The sequence below is a fragment of the Chryseobacterium viscerum genome (assembly GCF_002899945.2).
Lineage (GTDB): Bacteria > Bacteroidota > Bacteroidia > Flavobacteriales > Weeksellaceae > Chryseobacterium > Chryseobacterium viscerum.
Genome location: NZ_PPEG02000012.1, coordinates 25348 through 45161, shown reverse-complemented (window position 1 = coordinate 45161; position 19814 = coordinate 25348). Strand labels below are relative to the sequence as shown.

Annotated in this window: 22 protein-coding genes; 18 read left to right on the top strand and 4 right to left on the bottom strand. The window is 36.3% G+C overall.

Annotated features, from left to right (window positions below; all coding sequences use genetic code 11):
* The first annotated feature begins 36 nt into the window (after positions 1-36).
* From C1634_RS23810 to C1634_RS23750, 13 genes are all read left to right on the top strand, one after another.
* On the top strand, positions 37-801 hold the full coding sequence (locus tag C1634_RS23810) for an enoyl-CoA hydratase/isomerase family protein (protein ID WP_103234317.1): 765 nt from the start codon (positions 37-39) through the stop codon (positions 799-801).
* Positions 802-1242: 441 nt separating this feature from the next.
* Positions 1243-4188: a SusC/RagA family TonB-linked outer membrane protein gene (locus C1634_RS23805; RefSeq protein ID WP_228410150.1), complete on the top strand. Its 2946-nt coding sequence runs from the start codon at positions 1243-1245 to the stop codon at positions 4186-4188.
* Positions 4189-4199: 11 nt separating this feature from the next.
* Positions 4200-5705: a RagB/SusD family nutrient uptake outer membrane protein gene (locus tag C1634_RS23800; protein ID WP_109739257.1), complete on the top strand. Its 1506-nt coding sequence runs from the start codon at positions 4200-4202 to the stop codon at positions 5703-5705.
* A 173-nt stretch (positions 5706-5878) separates the two neighbouring features.
* Positions 5879-6496, top strand: coding sequence for a hypothetical protein (locus C1634_RS23795; RefSeq protein WP_103232380.1), 618 nt, complete (start codon positions 5879-5881; stop codon positions 6494-6496).
* Positions 6497-6595: 99 nt separating this feature from the next.
* Entirely contained in the window at positions 6596-6886 is a 291-nt protein-coding gene (locus tag C1634_RS23790; RefSeq protein WP_109739256.1) for a winged helix-turn-helix domain-containing protein, read from the top strand.
* 65 nt (positions 6887-6951) lie between these two features.
* On the top strand, positions 6952-7242 hold the full coding sequence (locus tag C1634_RS23785) for a hypothetical protein (RefSeq protein ID WP_103232378.1): 291 nt from the start codon (positions 6952-6954) through the stop codon (positions 7240-7242).
* A gap of 32 nt (positions 7243-7274) precedes the next feature.
* Positions 7275-7571, top strand: a complete 297-nt coding sequence (locus tag C1634_RS23780; RefSeq protein WP_103232377.1) for a hypothetical protein — start codon at positions 7275-7277, stop codon at positions 7569-7571.
* Positions 7572-7592: 21 nt separating this feature from the next.
* Positions 7593-8078: a Coq4 family protein gene (locus C1634_RS23775; RefSeq protein ID WP_103232376.1), complete on the top strand. Its 486-nt coding sequence runs from the start codon at positions 7593-7595 to the stop codon at positions 8076-8078.
* An 11-nt stretch (positions 8079-8089) separates the two neighbouring features.
* Positions 8090-8383: a hypothetical protein gene (locus C1634_RS23770; protein ID WP_103232375.1), complete on the top strand. Its 294-nt coding sequence runs from the start codon at positions 8090-8092 to the stop codon at positions 8381-8383.
* Between the two features lie 58 nt (positions 8384-8441).
* The gene (locus C1634_RS23765) at positions 8442-9812 is read left to right on the top strand and encodes a DUF4153 domain-containing protein (protein ID WP_109739255.1); all 1371 of its coding nucleotides are present in this window, start codon (positions 8442-8444) and stop codon (positions 9810-9812) included.
* 6 nt (positions 9813-9818) lie between these two features.
* A complete protein-coding gene (locus C1634_RS23760) occupies positions 9819-10508 on the top strand; it encodes a DUF1361 domain-containing protein (RefSeq protein ID WP_103232373.1) in 690 nt (229 codons plus the stop codon).
* Positions 10509-10579: 71 nt separating this feature from the next.
* Positions 10580-11119 carry a hypothetical protein gene (locus C1634_RS23755; RefSeq protein WP_103232381.1) on the top strand — a complete coding sequence of 180 codons (540 nt, stop codon included), beginning with the start codon at positions 10580-10582 and terminating at the stop codon, positions 11117-11119.
* A gap of 60 nt (positions 11120-11179) precedes the next feature.
* Positions 11180-11692: a hypothetical protein gene (locus C1634_RS23750; protein WP_103232372.1), complete on the top strand. Its 513-nt coding sequence runs from the start codon at positions 11180-11182 to the stop codon at positions 11690-11692.
* An 87-nt stretch (positions 11693-11779) separates the two neighbouring features.
* Here the strand turns inward: C1634_RS23750 and C1634_RS23745 are convergent, their stop codons facing one another.
* The 4 genes from C1634_RS23745 to C1634_RS23730 form a co-directional block, all read right to left on the bottom strand.
* On the bottom strand, positions 11780-13438 hold the full coding sequence (locus C1634_RS23745; protein ID WP_109739254.1) for a S8/S53 family peptidase: 1659 nt from the start codon (positions 13436-13438) through the stop codon (positions 11780-11782).
* A 286-nt stretch (positions 13439-13724) separates the two neighbouring features.
* Entirely contained in the window at positions 13725-14321 is a 597-nt protein-coding gene (locus tag C1634_RS23740; RefSeq protein WP_103232369.1) for a zinc metalloprotease, read from the bottom strand.
* 9 nt (positions 14322-14330) lie between these two features.
* Positions 14331-14780: a D-aminoacyl-tRNA deacylase gene (gene dtd, locus C1634_RS23735; RefSeq protein ID WP_103232368.1), complete on the bottom strand. Its 450-nt coding sequence runs from the start codon at positions 14778-14780 to the stop codon at positions 14331-14333.
* A gap of 8 nt (positions 14781-14788) precedes the next feature.
* Positions 14789-15244 carry a hypothetical protein gene (locus tag C1634_RS23730; RefSeq protein ID WP_103232367.1) on the bottom strand — a complete coding sequence of 152 codons (456 nt, stop codon included), beginning with the start codon at positions 15242-15244 and terminating at the stop codon, positions 14789-14791.
* Positions 15245-15353: 109 nt separating this feature from the next.
* Between C1634_RS23730 and greA the strand changes: the two genes are divergently transcribed.
* From greA to C1634_RS23705, 5 genes are all read left to right on the top strand, one after another.
* Positions 15354-15824, top strand: a complete 471-nt coding sequence (gene greA, locus C1634_RS23725) for a transcription elongation factor GreA (protein ID WP_103232366.1) — start codon at positions 15354-15356, stop codon at positions 15822-15824.
* Positions 15825-15874: 50 nt separating this feature from the next.
* The gene (locus tag C1634_RS23720; protein ID WP_103232365.1) at positions 15875-16264 is read left to right on the top strand and encodes an HIT family protein; all 390 of its coding nucleotides are present in this window, start codon (positions 15875-15877) and stop codon (positions 16262-16264) included.
* 71 nt (positions 16265-16335) lie between these two features.
* Positions 16336-17523: an ATP-dependent Clp protease ATP-binding subunit ClpX gene (gene clpX / locus C1634_RS23715; RefSeq protein WP_103232364.1), complete on the top strand. Its 1188-nt coding sequence runs from the start codon at positions 16336-16338 to the stop codon at positions 17521-17523.
* Between the two features lie 74 nt (positions 17524-17597).
* Complete coding sequence (locus C1634_RS23710; RefSeq protein ID WP_103232363.1) at positions 17598-19583, top strand: T9SS type A sorting domain-containing protein; 1986 nt, start codon at positions 17598-17600, stop codon at positions 19581-19583.
* A 5-nt stretch (positions 19584-19588) separates the two neighbouring features.
* Positions 19589-19801, top strand: coding sequence for a signal peptidase (locus C1634_RS23705; protein ID WP_103232362.1), 213 nt, complete (start codon positions 19589-19591; stop codon positions 19799-19801).
* Positions 19802-19814 lie beyond the last annotated feature (13 nt).

Below are 19814 nucleotides of genomic sequence, written 5' to 3'. Positions count from 1 at the left end.
ATTTCGTATTTTTGTAAGAATCCAATAAAAATAAAAATGAGCGAATTTGTAGCGTCAGAAATTAAAAATAATATCGCAGAGATCAGTTTCGGGACCCCTAAAAGTAATTCTCTTCCGGGGGCAATTTTAGAAAAACTGGCAGAAACCATCCTTGAAGAAGGCGCGAAAGATGAGGTTAAAGCTATTTTAGTAAAAAGTGCAGGGGAGAAAGCATTCTGTGCAGGAGCAAGTTTCGATGAGCTTTTAGCCATTGATGAGCTCGAAGCTTCCACTCAATTTTTCGGTGGTTTTGCAAAAGTTTTAAATGCCATGAGAAATTGTGGAAAAATCGTCGTAGTAAGAGTTCAGGGAAAAACAACCGGTGGAGGAGTAGGAATTGCCTGTGGAGCAGACTATTGTTTTGCAACAAAAGACTCCGCTTTAGCCCTTACAGAAATCAATCTTGGGATCGGACCTTTTGTAATCGGACCTTATGTGGAGCGAAAAATCGGAAAGTCACAATTCTCTGCAATGGCTATTGATGCTGACTTCAGATCAGCTGAGTGGGCTGAACAGCATAATGTTTACCATTCCGTTTCAGGTTCTATTCAGGAAATGGATGAGAAATTGGAGACGTTTTTACAGACTTTAGCGTCAAGAAGCAGTGATGCTTTAGCTTTAATAAAAAAAGTTTCATGGGAAGGGACAGATCATTTCAATGAATTGATGCCTGCAAGAATCCATATGAGTGCCAGTCTTATCCTTGAAGATTCTGCAAAGAAAAATATCGAATCCATTAAAGAAAGATTAAGAGCGAAATAATCTTGTTCTTATTTTTTTTAATACGGGATTTTAATGAGTATACGATCCGGAGAAATTTTTGTTTCTCCGGATTTTTTTATGTCTTTTATTATCGTACGGTCCTATCTGAAAATTTTTCAACGGGACTGAAATCAATTGTATTTCACGTATGTTTAAATTGAGATGTTTTCATTTTATTTCTGGTTATTATTATTTATTGGTATTTAAATCGTCTTTTTGATTGTATGTTTTCAATGTTTTAACGCTTTTTAAATAATTGTTTAGTTTTTTTAAAACTAATTTAACGAAATTTTAACTTAATTTTTTAACTAATTAAACAATCTTGATTAAAAATATAAATCAATTGTGTTTAATTTATTTAAATATCTTTTTTGTTGTGTTTTTAACAGTTTTTATTACATATATTTGCCTTCATACTGTTAAAATATGTTAAATATGAAAATGAAGTTAATACTAAGCACTGCTGTGCTCTTTTTTGTAGGAGGACATTTGGTGGAAGCCCAAAAGGTGAAGCGGGACACAATACCTCAGGACACTAAGATTGAAGAAATTGTTGTGGTTGCCTATGGAAGCCAGAAAAGAGAAACCATGGTAGGGTCCAATACCGAAGTAAAAGCCAAGCAATTTGCAGACCGCCCGATTACAAGTATCGGACAAGCTTTAGACGGAGCCAGTGCTGGGGTAAAAGTAAGTACCGGTACAGGACAGCCGGGAAGTTCACCAAGTATTCAAATCCGTGGAATAGGTTCGTATGGTATTACAACAAATCCTTTATATGTAGTGGATGGTACCATATATACCGGCTCTCTTGCTGCTATCAATCCCAATGATATTGCATCATTCAATATCCTGAAGGATGCTGCCTCTACCTCGTTATATGGTTCTGCAGCAGCCAATGGTGTTGTTTTGATTACTACAAAATCTGGTAGAAAAGGACAAGATGCATTCAACTTTAGTATGAGTACCGGAGCAATTGGAAGATCAATTCCGGAATATGACAGAGTGAATGTTCATCAGTATTATCCCCTTATCTGGGAGTCCATAAGAAATGGTAGAATAACCTCAATACCAGGTACATCTATAGCTGATGCGAATGCTTATGCCACAGCACAATTGATTTCAGGAGTTTTGAAGACCAATGTTTTTAATGTTCCCGATAATCAGTTAGTGGTGAATGGGGTGCTAAATCCAGACGCAAAACTGAAATATACTGATTTAGACTGGCAGAAACCTTTGATGAATACAGGGTTCAGACAGAACTATGAATTGAATTACAGTGGAGGAAGCAATACAACGACATACTTTTCTTCAGTAGGATATACCAATGAAACAGGATACCTTATCAAATCAGATTTTGAAAGATTTACAGCAAGGTTAAAAGTAGATTCACAAGTTAAAAGCTGGTTGAAATTAGGAACAAGTATCAGTGGGGTATCTTCTAACGGAAACAACTCTGTAGAAGGTGTGGATAATAATTCTGCTTATATCAACCCATATAGATGGACAAGAACAATGGGGCCTATTTACAGTCCTTATGCGCATGATCCCAATACATTTGCGACCCTTTATGACAAAGCGGGAAACATAGTTTACGATGCGGGAAGTGCCAGAGGAGTTGATGCGGCGGCAGGAAGAAACGTAATTCAGGAAACACTTTTAAATAAAGATCTTTCTAAAAACTATTATATCATTTCCAGAGCCTATGCTGAGATCAAAGTAGATCCTTATCTTACTTTATCTACCAATGTAGGGTATGACATCAGAAATAACAGAAGAAGTACCTATGGAAATAAAATTATCGGAGATGCAGCTCCGCTAGGTTCAGCAGAAAAATATAGCTTTACTGAACAAACCTTCACCTGGAACCAGCTCTTAAACTACAAAAGAAAATTTGGAGAGCACAATTTTGAGTTCCTTTTTGGACATGAAAGCTATAAATTCATGTATGAATACCTGTACGGATATAAAAAAGGACAGATTGTAGACGATAATGATGAATTGATCAACTTTGTAACGCCTGCAACGCTTACTTCCCGTACAGATAATTACAGAAAAGAAGGAGTGTTTTCAAGATTGAATTATGATTACAAATCAAAATACTTACTTTCAGGGTCTATCCGTTGGGATGGCTCATCCAGATTTGCTAAAGATGTAAGATGGGCTTCATTCTGGTCTATCGGTGCAGGATGGAGGCTGAAAGGAGAAGAATTCTTGAGCAATTCTAATCTTATCAGTGAATTGAAACTGAGAGGTTCATATGGTGAAGTAGGGAATGACAGAACAGACAGTTATTATATGTATAAAAGTACGTATACTTTAGGATATAATAATGCTCAGGAGCCTGGAATCTTATTTGGCTTTTTGGCTGATCCAACCATTACTTGGGAGGCAAACAAACAAACCGATATAGGGATTGATTTTGGATTTTTAAATAACAGAATTACAGGTTCTGTAGAATATTATAAAAGAGTGACCGAAGATCTGATCTTCCCGGTTCCACTTCCGGTTTCTTCCGGAGTTCCTGATAATACAATCAGTAGAAACGTGGGAACAATGTATAACCGTGGATTCGAATTCAGCATTAATGCAGACGTTATTAAAACTCAAAATTTCACGTGGAATATCAATGCGAATGCATCCACCCTTAAAAACCAGGTTACCGAACTTTCCAATGGAATAACGGAAATCATCAATGGAACAAAGAAAGTTTCCGTGGGACATTCAATATATGATTACTGGTTAAGACAATGGTATGGGGTAGATCCGGCAGATGGTTCACCTTTATTCCTGGCTGCTGATGCGTTTGCTAATACAACAGCTGCTGATATCAGAACTGTGAACGGTCAAAAAGTGACTACCAATTTTAACAAAGCGAAATATGATTATTCTGGGACAGCAATTCCTGATTTATTTGGAAGTTTCGGAACATCAATTACGTATAAACAATGGTCATTATCTGCAATGTTTACCTATCAGTTAGGCGGAAAAACATATGATTCCAATTATGCAGCATTGATGTCCAGCTACTCACAGGGAGGAGCTTTAAGCACAGATATCCTTGACAGATGGACAACTCCGGGTCAGATTACTGATATTCCTGCATTAAATTCGTCAACATATACGAGTTCAAATATTGGGAATTCATCAAGATGGCTGGTAAGCTCAGATTTTATTACATTTAGACAGGCTACTTTAAGCTATAGTTTCAGTCCTGAAACTTTATCTCAGCTTGGAGTGTCAGGGTTAAAAATCCTTGTTTCGGGTGAGAACTTATGGAGCAAAACAGCAAGAAAAGGGTTAGAACCGGCACAAGCTTTCAATGGTACTGCATCAAACAGATATACGCCGGCGAGAGTAGTAACGATAGGATTTAATGTGTCATTTTAAATAATTAAGTAATGAAAAATATCAAAAAACAATATATAAAATGGGCTGTTGTTCTTTCAGTCCTTACGGGAATGGCTTCATGTCAGAGTGATTATCTGGAGACAGATCCTACTACCGCAGCTTCCGAAGAAGCTGCTTACTCAAGTGCTTCTAACCTTATGGCCATTGTCAATGGGATGCATAGAGATATGTACTACAGACAAAATGATAGTCAGGGACAGAATGGTCAGGGAGGTATCATGATTATGATGGATGCCTTAGCTGATGATCTTGTATTTCCATCCACAGGAAATGGTTGGTATGTATCAACAGTAAGATGGCAGGATCAGGTGAATGAAAGTGGTTCTAATGATTTTTATCCTTACCAATTTTATTATGCATTGATCAGAAATGCAAATCTTGTTATTGCTAACGGTCCTTCGGTTCCTGCACCTACGGCAGCTGATGCAACAACCATTAAAGCAGCCATTGGTGAAGCATATGCATTCAGAGCTTTCTGTTATTATATGTTGGTTCAGATTTATGGTAAACGATATGTTCCGGCTACAAACAATACTCAGCTTGGTGTTCCTATCAGATTGGTGGCCAATGAAATTCCTTTGGCAAGAAATACGGTAGAAGAAGTGTATACTCAGATCGGAAAAGATCTTGATGAAGCGTCAACCAGGCTTACAGGAATTACCAGAGCGACAAAATCTCATTTTAATGACAAAGTTGTTTTAGGATTAAAAGCTAGAATTGCATTGACACAAGGGAATTACGCGGCGGCTGTGACGGCTGCTCAATCAGCCCGTGTAGGATTTGCTCTTATGGATAATGCAACTTATACTGCCGGGTTTAATAATTTGGCAGGTGTAGGTGAATGGATGTGGGGTGCTACTATTATTGCAGATCAGGGAGATTCATTCTCGAACTTTGGGGCTTATATGTCTAGGAACTTTAACTCAACCAATATTCGTCAGGCTCCAAAAGCAATTAACAGTAAATTATTTTTATCATTCCCATCCACAGATGTGAGAACTAAAAATTTCGATCCAACGGGAGCGCACACAGCTCTTGCTTTGCCTTCAACCTATTCTAAATTCCCATATACAAGCCAGAAGTTCCTTGCTGCAAGCCAAGGAGACAGTAGAGTAGATGTTCCTTATATGAGATCTGCAGAAATGTATCTTATTGAAGCAGAAGCTTTGGCAAGATCAGGAGATGAAGCGGGTTCGAAAACAGTTTTCAATCTGTTCGCGAAAAATAGAAACCCTTCTTATGCGGGAGCTAGCACAACAGGAGCGGCATATATCACAGAAATTCTTAACAGCAGAAGACTTGAGTTTTGGGGTGAAGGTTTCAGATTTTTGGATCTGAAAAGACTTAATCAAGGTTTAGATAGAACTGGTGCAAATCATTCTTCTGTAGTTACTAATAATGTAATGACCGTTGCCAATACAGATTTACGCTGGGAATTCCTGATTCCAAGAACTGAGATCAATGCCAACCCATTGATTGTTCAGAATCCATTATAACACGTACAGATTTTAATATATGATAGAGAACCCGGCTGCTGGCAGGGTTCTCTTTTTTTATTTCTATGAGCGAATAAGAGATGAGGTTTCAATGAAAAATTATTTTCAAATTTTAAAATAAATAATTGCTGGATTGAAAATAAATTTTAACTTTGTAATTCAAAGTTCTTTTTATGGATTCAAAAAACTATCACGAAGACTTATCTCATATCCGTTCTATGATGGAACGGTCTTCCAGATTTATTTCCTTAAGCGGTTTATCAGGAGTTGTTGCAGGACTGACGGCAATTATTGGAGCTGTATATGTGTATTTTGTTTTTCAGAGGGAAGGGATCAGTTATTTTGATGGGGACAGAAACATTCTTGGGCCTGCCTTGGTGAAAGAACTTGTTGTGATTGGACTCGTTATTTTAGTGGTTGCTATTCTTAGTGGCTACATTTTCACGGCACATAAGAGTAAAAAGAAAGGGTTGAAGATCTGGGATGCTACTACAAAGCGGCTTTTGATTACCTTTGCAGTACCATTGATAGCAGGAGGAGTCTTTTGTCTGGCGCTTCTTTATCATCATCTTTTCGTTTTCATTGCTCCGGCTACTCTGATTTTTTACGGACTGGCTCTGGTAGCAGCGGAACGCTATACATTAACGGATGTAAAATATTTAGGATATCTTGAGATCATTTTAGGACTTATTTCTTTATTCTTTTTAGGATGGGGATTGTTGTTCTGGGCAATTGGTTTTGGAGTTTTGCATATCGTATATGGATTGATTATGCATAAAAAGTATAAGTAGTGGAAGTTAGATATGGTTTTGCCATTGATAGTATAACCGATAGAATAAGTATAAATGTTGCCTTTAGCAGTGATTGCTGAATAAACAAGATAAAGTAAAATGATCAAAATAAATCAGCTCAATAAAGAATTCGAAAGCCGTGTAAGACTGGGCATTATGTCTGTTCTTATGGTCAACGACTGGGTTGATTTTTCAGAAATGAAAAGCCTGCTCGAAATTACAGATGGAAATCTGGCCAGTCACAGCAATGCATTGGAGAAAGCAGGATATATTGAAGTGAAGAAAGAATTTGTTGGGAAGAAGCCTAAAACCTCTTACCGCGTAACGCAGAGTGGAAGACAGGCATTTACTGAACATTTAGATGGCCTTGAAAAATTATTGGGACGATAGTCCTATATTTTTTTGAAAATTTACTTTGAATCACAAAGTACTTTATAAAATAAAATTTAAATAAAATGATGACACAAAAACAAAAAACACTCGCAATTTATGCTCTTCCATTGGTTTTACTGTGTATTCCATTATTGGGAAGCTTATTTTCTAAGGAAGTAAACTGGTCAGCTTCAGATTTTCTGATAGCAGGAACTTTACTCTTTACAACAGCTTTTTTGATCAACCTGGTCAGAAACAAAATCAAAAAACAAAGTCAGAAAGTTCTGATCTGTATTTTCATTTTGCTAGCTCTTGCCTTGGTATGGATGGAACTGGCGGTAGGTATTTTCGGAAGTCCATTTGCCGGAAGCTAAACATTTCAATGATTCATTAACCCTAAATAATTATGAAAGATTCGGAAATAATAAAGCTGGGTAAGGCTATATTCGGTGTATTTTTTTCAGTGGGAACGCTTTTTCTATTAGGAGCACTTATTACAAAGAATGACGGATTTGCCGGGGCAGGCTATCTGTTAATTGTTTTTGGAGTGCCAGTCAACGGATTATGCATCCTGGGATTTTTGATATATGGTATGATAAATACATCAAAATTCAAAGATTGCATGGTAGCGATACTCATTGTGACGGCCAATATTCCCATCGCATTTACTTACACTATTATAGGTCTTAGTCTTTTCGATTAATGTACATATATCAATACTATTATGAAAAAAATACGCGTTCAGTTTCTACTTTTTGTGTACGATAAAACTCAGAAATTATACAGAAAATACTTTAAAAAGAAAAAAAGACAATGGCAGTTCAACGAAAAACAGCTGCTGGAATTTCAGGAAGATTCCCTAGGAAGAAAACTAGGAGAGTTTTATAGGAAACATGGTTTTTCTATGATTCCCAAAATGGAAAACCATGACGTACACCATCTGATCACCGGCTGTGGAACCAACTTCGAAGATGAAATTGCCATGCAGTATTTGCTTCTCGGAAACGGTAAGCTCAATGCACACCTTCTGGCGGCAATCGTATTAGGAACAATTATTCTTCCGGAATATGTGAAAATTTATATCAATGCCTACAAAAAAGGTCAGAACATGAGAACCTTCCATCACTGGAATTTTGAAGAACTGCTATGGCAGAATTTTGATCATGTGATGGATTTCATTCAACAGAAAGAAACCGTTGTTCTTCATTAAAACTTGATATGATGAGAAAAATAAAATTCAGTCCGTTAGGAGAGAAAACATTTATGATCTCCTTTTTGCTGGGAACATGTTTATTGCTTTTGTTCTGGATTACAAGAGCAGGATTTCTTATAATATTCTGGTTTTACTACGTTGTTATTGCTGCGGTTATTAACCTGTTGATCACTTTATATGAACTCATGGAATATCTGAATGATATCTCAGAAAACAAAAGTTCAGGAAATTCTGTACTTCTATTGTTACTCAACATTCCTATTGCTCTTACATACCTCACTTTATTCTTGAATATTTGCTAACCTCAATAATTGTCACCTTAAGTCTTTCAATTTTTTAATTCTTAAATCTTTAAATATCATGAAAACACATCACTATATATTTCTTACAGCCATTCTATTTGTCATTGTCTTTTACGATCAGGATGTAGGGCTGAACCTTGGAATTCTGGGAATTGTCTATGCGGTATTAACCCTGTTCAGAACTCCGAAAAAAAATAAAACCGGAACTCTGTATGCTCTTTTTGCAACAAGTATTCTCTCCAGTATCGCTTTTGCCTGGTATGGAGATTTTCCATCCTTTTTGGCGGTAGTAAGTTCGCTCCTTTTGCTGGGGTATAAATCAAAAAATAGAAGGATGAAAGTTCTTCTTCTTGTTCCGGTTTTTATTGTCAACTGCTGTACTTCCTTCTGTCGTTTTTTTAATTTCGATAAATGGATTCCTCAAAAGAATGTTCCCGGATTGTGGCAGAAGGTGGTGGCTTTTATTCTCATTCCACTTGTGCTTGTTTCGGTTTTCTTTGGTATCTATTCTGCGGGAAGTGACCATTTTGCAGCCATTTTTACAGATTATGAGCTGGATCTTAATCTTTGGCAGGTCTTCTGTCTTTTTGTTTTAGGTTTTTTTATTGCCTTCAATTATTGGAACTATGCCGTAGAAAAGCTCATCTATAAAAACAATTATTTTTTGGACAATGATTTTCAAAAAGATTCTCAAACTCCTAAATCTACCTACTCTTTCCTTGATCTTGATGCCGAAAGAATGAGTGGAGTAATATCCTTTGTCTTGCTGAATATTTTACTGGTCTTCTTCATTATTACGTACAATTATGAACAGTTTTATGAAGCGGTAAAAACACCAGTTCAGCTTTCAGAAGAAACGCATGAAAGAGTAAATGCTGTGATCATGTCTATTGTAATGGCCATTCTTGTGATCATGTTTTACTTTAAATCTGGATTTAATTTTGATCCAAAAGCAGGTCTCCTGAAAATATTAGCCAAAATCTGGATTTTCCTCAATGCCATCCTTGTACTATCTGCAGCTCTAAAAAACTACGAGTATATTGTGAATTACGCATTTACCTATAAAAGACTGGGGGTTTTTGCCTTTTTGCTTTTATCAATAGTAGGACTGGTTTTAACCTTTATTAAAATTCAAAAGAGAAAAAGAAATATATTCCTGGTGAATATGATGGTCTGGTATCTTTATGGAACCATTTTAGTGTGCAGTTACTTCAATTGGGGTGGTTTTATTACTTCCCAGAATATAAAGCGAAAAGATTTTGCAGTCAACTATCATTTAACGTCTATCAATTTCAGTGAAAAAGCGCTGTTGAAATATGCAGATGAAAAAAATGATCATAAGCTTAAAAAGTCCTTACAGAATAAAGTGAAAATGGAAACCTCCAAGAGTTTTCTTTCAAAGATCATGTATTATCAGACCCTTAAATAACCAGCCATGAGAAAATTCCTAGAATCTTCAAGGTTTAAAATCAATATGTTATTGATACTGATGACTATATTCTGTTTCAGTCTCTCTGCTTTCAGATATTATATTAGTGATACAAAAGTATTTTTATTCCTCAACTGGAATCTTTTCTTGGCGTGGATTCCCTTATTGTTAAGCTCTTTTATTCTTGCTTTTAACATCAAAAGTAAAATATCACTGATCTTTATTATTATAGTCTGGATTTTGTTTTTCCCCAATTCACCTTATATTCTCACTGATCTTTTTCACCTGAAAGCTAGGAATACGATCCCGATCTGGTATGATCTGATTGTCATTCTCTCTTATGCATGGACAGGACTGATCTGTGGTTTTATCAGTCTTAATGATGTTGAGCAACGGCTTTCATACTATTATGGTAAAAGAAACTTCATCAACGGGTTGATTGTCTTTTTCCTTTTCATGAGCAGCTTTGGGGTGTATCTGGGACGATTTCTGAGGTGGAACAGCTGGGATGTACTCAATAATCCTTTTGGTCTTTTCTCAGATATTGTAGTGCGGTTTATCTATCCGCTGGAATACACCAAAACATGGGGCGTTACTCTTTTGATGGGAATTATGCTGAACTTTATGTACTTTACCTTTAAATGGATGGGAACAAATAATGGAAGAGAATTACAGCAGGAGAAAATAAATCCTTAAATGAATTGGAACAATTTTAGCATTTAAATGAGCTCAACAAATGAATGTTGATCATCCTTAAAATTAATATTATGAAAAAATGCTTATTGTTAATCCCTTTGATTATTGTCGCTTGTAAAAAAGAACCTGCTGTGACAGCAATTCAGGATAAGGATTCTACAATCGTAACAGAAATGCCGGACTCTGTGGTAAAAGCTGATTCCGCTGCGTTGAGAAAAAGAGATTCAATTATTAACAATGCTCCGGCCACTAAAGATGTTTTGCGCAAAGGCGTAATGAGAAATGAAAAAGAAGGCCAGATCATTAGGATTGCCGATGCTAATCAGCTTCCTTTTACTTTGGGAGAAGAATTTACAAAAGATGATCAGGAACTGGTTTTAAAACTGACCCATTACGACCGCCCGAATATTAAAGCAAAAATCTCAACCAAAGAGAAAGATTTCAATATCCGTTTCAATCAGATCAAACTTCCTAACGGAGACTATGACGGTCCTTTCGGAAGAGAAATTACGTATGACACTTCCGGAAAAGGAGAGGTATGGCTGATTATAGGGAAAAGCAACATGGCTTCCGGAAATACCAAGGGAAGTTTTACAGTGACTGTAGAATAAGATGAAATCAATTTGGTACAGTTTCTGCAAACTAAACTCTGAAGTTTAAAATTTAATATTATGAAAAATATAGTTCTAACAGCCATAGCTGCCTCAGCCGTACTCGTAAGTTGCGGAACCGTACAGTCGCTGGTTCAGAATACATTTCCATACACAACGAATGTTTTAGTTTCTACAGGCGTTCCTGCAGATAAAGAAGTTTCTTCCACTGCAACTGCTACTAATGTACAGACATGGTTCGGAGGAAATAATAATGCAAAGATTAAAGATGTGAGAATTTCAGATGCCAAAATTTCTGTTGCATCTCCCTCAGGAGGAAATCTGAGTGCATTCAAAACCATTAAAATATATGTTTCATCCAACGGAACGGGAGAAAGATTGATCGCATCACGTGCCAATATATCTGCTAATTCTTCCAGCTTAAATCTGGATCTGAATGATACAGGATTCCTGGATGAAATTGTGAAAAGTTCAGGATTAACCGTAAGAACGGTTTACGAGCTGAAGAATCAAACCTCTTCAGATATGAATATTAAGGTAGCCCTTAATTTCAGCAGTGTTCCTGCGAAATAAAACCGAATAAATATTTACAAAAAAACCGCCTTTCAGAATTCTGAAAGGCGGTTTGATGTGAAGTAAAATGTATATAAAGTTTGTCTATTATAGTTTTGTGAACTTCTCAACAACTCTTCTTTGCCCCTCGTTGATATTAATAATGTACTGTCCGGTTGACAACTGTGAAATATCGATCTTTTCATCAGATAAAACAGAATTTTTGATCACGGTACGCCCCTGAAGGTTGATGATTTCAAAATCCATTTTTTTGTTTTCTGCATTGTGAATAGCAATAGAATTGCTTGATGGATTAGGATAAATTTTAACCTCTAAAGCAGCCAAAGTTTTAATAGGTGTTACAAATTTACTCTCCAGTTGAACAATGGCATTCTTCACATTAGGAAGAGGTCCGATCTTCTGACCAGTCACAGTTCCTCCCTGAGGAATCCCTGTAGAAATTAAAAGGTTCTTCATCGCTGTTGGAGTCAAATATTGACCTGTCGTTTGGCGATAGAAAGATTGGATCAAAATAGCTGCAGAAGAGACTACCGGTGTCGCAGAACTTGTACCACTGAAATAATTATAAGTTCTGTTGTTGTCATTATCATATTTCGCATAAGATCCATAACCCGCTGCCATAACACTGCTTCCCCAACCCTGAACATCCACTCTGTTTCCAAAAGTACTGAAACTTAATTTTGAATGGGTTGTATTGGGAGATCCAGCTCCTACAATGATAGCACCACTATTTCCTCTTGCATTATATGTCGCATAAAACGGATCATCCAGATTCTGATTTCCATTACCCGCAGCAGCAATGATAATAATTCCCGAATCAGTAGCCGCTTTTGTAAGATCCCAGATTACTTTATCATATTCTGCAGGACAATACTGTCCGTCTTTTCCACCCGTCTGCATTTCATATAAAATAATATCGCCGGCCTGGGAAGCGTTTATAGATCTGCTCACTGCAGAAGCCCTGTTGTATCCCACCGTGGTCCATTCCATGTATCCCTTTATTTCAGAAGTATTGTAAGCCGCTCCTGTAAGTCCGATATTATCTTTTATAGAGCCTAAAATACTTACCACAGCAGTCCCATGGTCACGATAATTATTATTAGCTAACCCGGCATTCGGTGAATATCCCGGTTCAAGTTGTATAGAATTTTGGTTAGTCAGCATTTCATGAGTTTTGTAAAAACCATATTCTACATCACGTACACGAATATTCTGTCCGGTGATTCCTCTTGACCATGCATATTTTGCATTGATTCCCGGATTGTCATTCAGGTAAGTCTGCAGGCTTTCAAGATCTGGAGTTGCTACAAAAGCATTTACCAAAGGAGGTTCTATTGGGGTAGCGCTCATCACAGATACATATTCTATCTCCGGAAATCTTTCCAGAGTCTGAATGATTTTCTGTGCTGCTTCCTGGTTTTGAATCGGTAGATCTGCTTTGTAAATTCTTTTCAGTTTTTCCACAGATTCTGCGGAGTTACCGATGGCTTTGCTGCTTCTGGCCATTTCATCAAGTTTATGGTCTGTGAAATCCAGATCATACTTAAACGAAATATGATTTTCTCTTGAAAATCTCTCCAGATCAGCATTTCTGCTGAAAGCTGTTTTTTCTGAATTAATGCCTTTTGAAAAGCATACATAGATCACTGAATTTTGATCATTAGCCATTTTGGCTTGGCTGTCCTGGCCAAATGACATAGAAGAGCAGAACGCAAATAATGCGAGAAGGTTGATTTTTGTTTTCATACTATTTTGTTAAATGGTTGTAAATCAAAACTGATTTACATCAAAAATAATAATAAAATGAAAACAAATCACATTTTTGTGAGTTTATTATTGAATTTTTTTTCTTTGCCTTATGGGTAGGGCATTTTATCGTTTTTTGATCATAAACCTTACCGATTTTTAAAACCGATGAGGCTTTGAAAGAATGATATTAATAGTATTTTAATCTTAAATTTCCATCTGTTTATCATAAAAAATACCACCCAGAATCGCTGAATGGTATTGTTGAGGGGTACAGGTTTACTCTTTATATATCGTCAAACCAGTTTAATGTATTTTTGTGGTAAATCACTTTCTTTTTATTCATAATCCGGTATTCAATACCAATGCTGTCCTGATTGACATTGATGAGTTTCGCTTCCTGAATTGACTGCCCTTTTTCATCTAAATAAGTTTCAGGGGAAGATTGTACTACCTTCTCTATAACGTCTGAATAGGGAGTTCTTGAGATTTGTTTTTCGAAGATTCCTTCTTTTTTGTAAATCGTAATGAGCGGTCTAGACATTGCTCCCGGCCGGCCTCTTTCTATTCTGTAAGTATCATCCAGCTGAACTCGCTGTTCACACCCAATGGTAGAGAAATAAAGAAGCATACCAAAAAAAGGAATCATCATCGGTAGAATGCTCAGAATAATTCCCGATATCAAAAGACCAAAGTATACTTTGATTATTTTTTTCTTCCAAAACCAAATGATGATAAAAATGGTCATTGCCAGCCAAATCCAGCTAATTATTTTATCAATATAATATCCGGCAAAACTGTAATGGTTCAGACTTAATACGATCCCCAACAGAAAAATTAAAGTCACCGCCAGATAAGCAATGACTATATTTTTGTTCTTCATTTCTCTGAATTAGTTTTTGGTAATAGAATCCATTACAATTGTGACAGGTCCGTCATTGACCAGGGATACTTTCATATCGGCTCCGAAAATTCCACTTTCTGTCTTTAATCCTGACTTAGCTATTTCTTCTTTAAAATAATCAAAAAGAGGTACAGCTTTATCAGGTTTTGCGGCCTTTATGAAAGAAGGACGGTTGCCTTTTTTATAATCTGCAATTAATGTAAACTGACTGATGCAAAGGATTTCTCCTGAAATATCCTTCACAGAAAGATTCAGTTTTCCCTCTTCATCTCCAAAGATTCTTAGATTTAAAACCTTCTGTACAAGCCAATCTGCATCTGTTTTTTCATCATTTTCATCTACACCTACCAGCAGCATGAGTCCCTTTCCGACTTCACCCACTATTTTTCCTTCTACTTTTACACTCGCTTCAGAGACTCTTTGTATAACGATCTTCATTTTATATTCTAATAGTAAACATTCAACGTTTTGCTTGGCGCATCATAACTGTAAGGATAGGTCTTAGGCGGAAGAGATGTTTTAGCACCCGACTCTGGCTGTCCTGTACTTAATATCCATCTTGTGTTATCCTGAGGGCATATAATGGCAATATTATCTTTTACCTCAAGAGTTGTATTGTTATCAGGGCATATATGAGGAGCATTCCTGTCATATACTTTAAATCCGTTTGCTGTTCGAACAATGATTAGCCCTCTTGTCCCGGCCTGTTGCTCATTCACGTAAATCCAACCGTTGATGTTGTTCAAAGCATAGTAGGCAGGCAGGTTTAAATTAAGCGATACATTGATCGGAGTATTGGGAAAGCAGCTCACTGTATCTTCTCTGCTCCCACAAGAATTTATAGTTAAATTACTGAAAATCAATAAACTGAAAATAGATAAGATTGAGAAAGTTTTTTTCATTTCAATTTAAATTTTTATATATTTGTAAAAGTTAAACGATTACAACACGAAAACATTGTCCGGCAAATGTCGGATTATTTTTTTATACTAAAACTAAATTTTGAAAATTATGGCAAGCTATGTAACTAAGGAGGGCCTAGAGAAAATGAAAGCTGAGCTTGAACAGTTGGAAACTGTGGAAAGACCAAAAATTACTCAGCAGATCGCAGAAGCCAGAGACAAAGGAGATTTGTCAGAAAATGCAGAATACGACGCTGCTAAAGAGGCTCAGGGTATGCTTGAAATGAGAATTTCTAAGCTGAAAGACGTTGTCTCTACTTCTAAAATTATAGACGAAAGCCAATTAGATACTTCAAAAGTTTCAATCTTAACAACAGTGAAACTTAAAAATAATGCTACTCAGCAAGAACAGGTATTTAAATTGGTACCGGATAACGAAAGCGACCTGAAGACAGGAAGAATTTCTGTAAACACTCCTATCGCAAAAGGTCTGTTAGGAAAAGTGATTGGCGAAACGGCTGAAATTACTTTACCCAACGGAAACAAACTATCTTTTGAAGTATTAGACATTTCTTTATAGTCTGATACCCTATTCTATTTCTAACTTCTGATATCCAACTTCTATATAAAATGAGCACTATATTCACAAAAATCATCAATGGCGAAATTCCCTCCTATACAATTGCAGAAGATGAAAATTTTATTGCATTTTTAGACGCAATGCCTTTGGTGAAGGGACATACTTTAGTAGTTCCGAAAAAAGAAGTGGATTTGATTTTTGATCTTGAAAGTGAAGAATACAAAAACCTTTGGGGATTTGCCCAAGAGGTAGCCAAGAAGATCAAAACTGCAATTCCATGTGTAAGAGTGGGAGTAGCGGTTGTAGGGCTTGAAGTCCCTCATGCGCACATCCATCTCATCCCTTTAAACAAGGTGGAAGAAATGAATTTTAGAAATGAAAGATTAAAATTAACGAACGAAGAATATACAGAGATTCAAAACTCAATTATTAATTCTTAAAAAACAGAAAATCGTAAAAAAGTAATTTTTTACGATTTTCTTTAATAACATATACATATATATTATATCATATGAACTCAAACCAATGTTCTTTCTGTGGCAGAAAAAGAAATGAAGTGCAGATGCTGATTTCTGGCCAGAATGGTTTTATTTGTGAAAATTGTATAGAGCAGGCACATGCTATTGTAAAAGACGGTGCATCCAAAACAGAACATTCACCTGCAGACAACATGGATGAACTTAAAAAACCTAAGGAGATCAAGGTATTTCTTGATCAATATGTGATTGGCCAGGATCAGGCGAAAAAACAGCTTTCAATTGCTGTATATAATCACTACAAGAGACTACTTCACGCTCAGGACGAAAACAGAGAGGTGGAGCTTGAAAAGTCAAACATTATCATGATAGGGGAGACCGGGACAGGTAAAACCCTTCTTGCAAAAACAATCGCGAGAGAACTTAATGTTCCTTTTTGTATCGTAGATGCTACTATCTTAACAGAAGCCGGATATGTAGGAGAGGATGTTGAAAGTATCCTGTCCAGACTTCTGATGGTCGCAGATTACGATGTGGAAAAAGCTGAAAAAGGAATTGTTTTCATCGATGAGATTGATAAGATTGCAAGAAAATCTGACAATCCAAGTATTACAAGAGACGTTTCCGGAGAAGGAGTACAACAGGGATTATTGAAACTGTTGGAAGGAAGTATTGTGAATGTTCCACCACAGGGAGGAAGAAAACACCCGGATCAAAAATATATTCAGGTGAATACTCAGAACATATTATTTATTGCCGGAGGAGCTTTTGACGGAATCAAAGAGATTATCGAAAGAAGAATGAACAAGCAGGCAATCGGATTCAGCTCTGAAAAAATTAATAAAACAGATGAAGACGAATATGTATTAACAAATATTAATGCAATTGATCTTCGTACTTTCGGATTAATTCCGGAACTTTTAGGAAGGTTTCCAATCATCACTTACCTCGATAAACTCACAAAAGAGACGCTGGTAAGAATCATGAAGGAACCTAAAAACTCAATCGTGAACCAATTTGTAGAACTCTTCAAAATGGATGGCACGAATTTGGCAATTACGGATGGAGCAATTGAAAAAATTGTTGAAGAAACCCTTGAAAAAGGATTAGGTGCCCGAGGACTTAGAGGTACTACTGAAAAAGTTTTAGAAGACTACATGTTTTCAATCGGAGAGGAGAAAGATATTGTCCTTACAGAGGATAATGTTTTGATTAATAGATAATTTTTTTTTTTTTTAGAAAAAAAAATAATACCTTTGCGGGTGAAGATTGTATTAACACACAAATAATTTATACAATGAGAAAAAGTTTATTTGCTATAGGTCTTTTAGCAATTAGTTATTCTGTTCAGGCGCAGATACTATGTCATGTTGACACTAATGCTAATATGTATGTGAGCGAAGGCACCCTAGTTTATAGCGGTGGAGGTGTACAAACAAAAGCCAATGGTATTTTGGATGTACATGGAAATATCATGGTCGTGGGATCTGGTACAGATAGTTTTAAGACAATTGATGCTCTCGGTGCAGATAAAACCGATGGTGGAAATATTATTTTAAGACTTAATACCCCTGCTACTTTTGCTAGTTCCACGTATGGTCAGTTGTACATCGATGGATTATCCCAATCCAACATTTCAGGTGTTGTCACCAAAGAATACAGAACTACAAGTAACGGTAGCGGTAATTATTTCCAGCAGGTTGCTTTGCCTTTCTCTGGTAAAGCTTACAGTTCATTATCTACTGAAGTCGGGAAGGTTTTCAATACTGGAAGGTATGATAATCCAATTCTTAAATGGGATAATGCTAATGCTGTTTCTATTACCACTTTGAATCTAGCTCCTACCTCAACTACTTGGGATGCTTCAGGTTATTATATGCTTAAGGTTAAAAATAATGACTGGAATCCAAGTACTCCTGCAGGTGCAGCGACTGTATTCAATATCAATGGTAAGCCATATGCACCATATGCTGGTGCTGTAACATTGCAGAATGGAGGGAAATCTAATTTAGGTGCCTCTAATGTAGTGTTTGGAACCAACGGTAATGCTGTAAACCAGTACAACGAGAAGTACAATACTTATCTTGATGACAGTTTTGAGTTTACTCTAACCCCATGGTCTGGAACATTTGGTCAAAACTGGTATCAATTCGGAAACCCTTTCCTTACCAATATAGATTTAGCTAATATTGGATATACTGAAGGTGGTACAACAACTGATGGAAATGCTGTGAAGAATATCTGGGGTATTGAATATAACCCGGGTACAGTGGTTACTCTACCAAATGGGTCTACTTATGCTACAGGAGCTCAGGTAGTTACTTACGTCCCTACAGGGGATGGAGTTGCTCCGGCAGTTGGAGATGTGAACTTAGATAAAATGGTTATCAAACCTATGCAGTCGTTTAAAATAAAGTTAAGAGATAATTCACTTCAAACTTTAAATTTTAATACACTAAGAAGATTTAAGTCAACAGCAAGAACATCAGGTACTGATTATAATGTGAATGCTGCTAGAACGGCTAATGGTAAATCTGAAAGGAATACTATAAAACAGCTTGGGGTAATTGGACTAGATGCTAATGGAAAAGAACTTTCCAGAACATACTATGTTGTTTCTCCAGGATTAACAACAGGACACCAGATTTCTGCTGCAACTTCGGTGCAGGCTTCAGCGGGTAAAAATCTTATCGGTACTTATGAAGAAGCATTGAATGGCGGGTATGATACTAATAATCAAAACTATTGGTTATATATTAACGAAGCTAATGAGAATAACTTCAAGGGTAAGAATGTTAAGTTAATGAGCTATTACGACCAGGTGAAGTCTTATAAATTCGAGATCAGAGAAAATACTGAGTTAATTCCAGCTGGTACACACCAGTTATCTTCAGGAATTGGTTTCTATTATAAAGCAGAAAATGGCAGTTTAATAGAAGCTAAACAAGGAGATGTTGTAGCGGTAACAAATGAGGAAGCTAATTTGTACTATGGAGAACCAAGTAATATTACTTTAGGAGTAGATAATAATAAAGCTAATGCTTCAAGAACACTTGTAGTGTATGATCCATCTATTACAAATTACATTGTAAGATTTGATCCAAAATGGAAAAAAGCAGATATTCAAGTTTATGATATGAGCGGTAAACTGGTAATCTCTAAAAAAGCGGTTGAAACATCCAGAGATTTTGTAATCGAGCTTGATGGCTCAGTTAAAAATTCATATGTTGTAAAAATCGTTTCAGATAAGGGAGAAACTGTTAACACTAAAATCTTAAAATAAACCACATGAAGACTATTAATAAACTAGTATTGGCCTTTTTTCTATTTGTTATATCTTTAGCAAATGCAGCTCCACCACCACCAAGCGGAGGAGGAAACGGAGGAAATGGTACCGGATCACTTGCTTCACCCATTGATATGTATGTATATGTACTTGGTGTTGTAGCAATTGGATTTGTTGTTTACTTTACAAAAAAGTATAAAAGCGTAAAAGCATAAAATTTTATTAAAA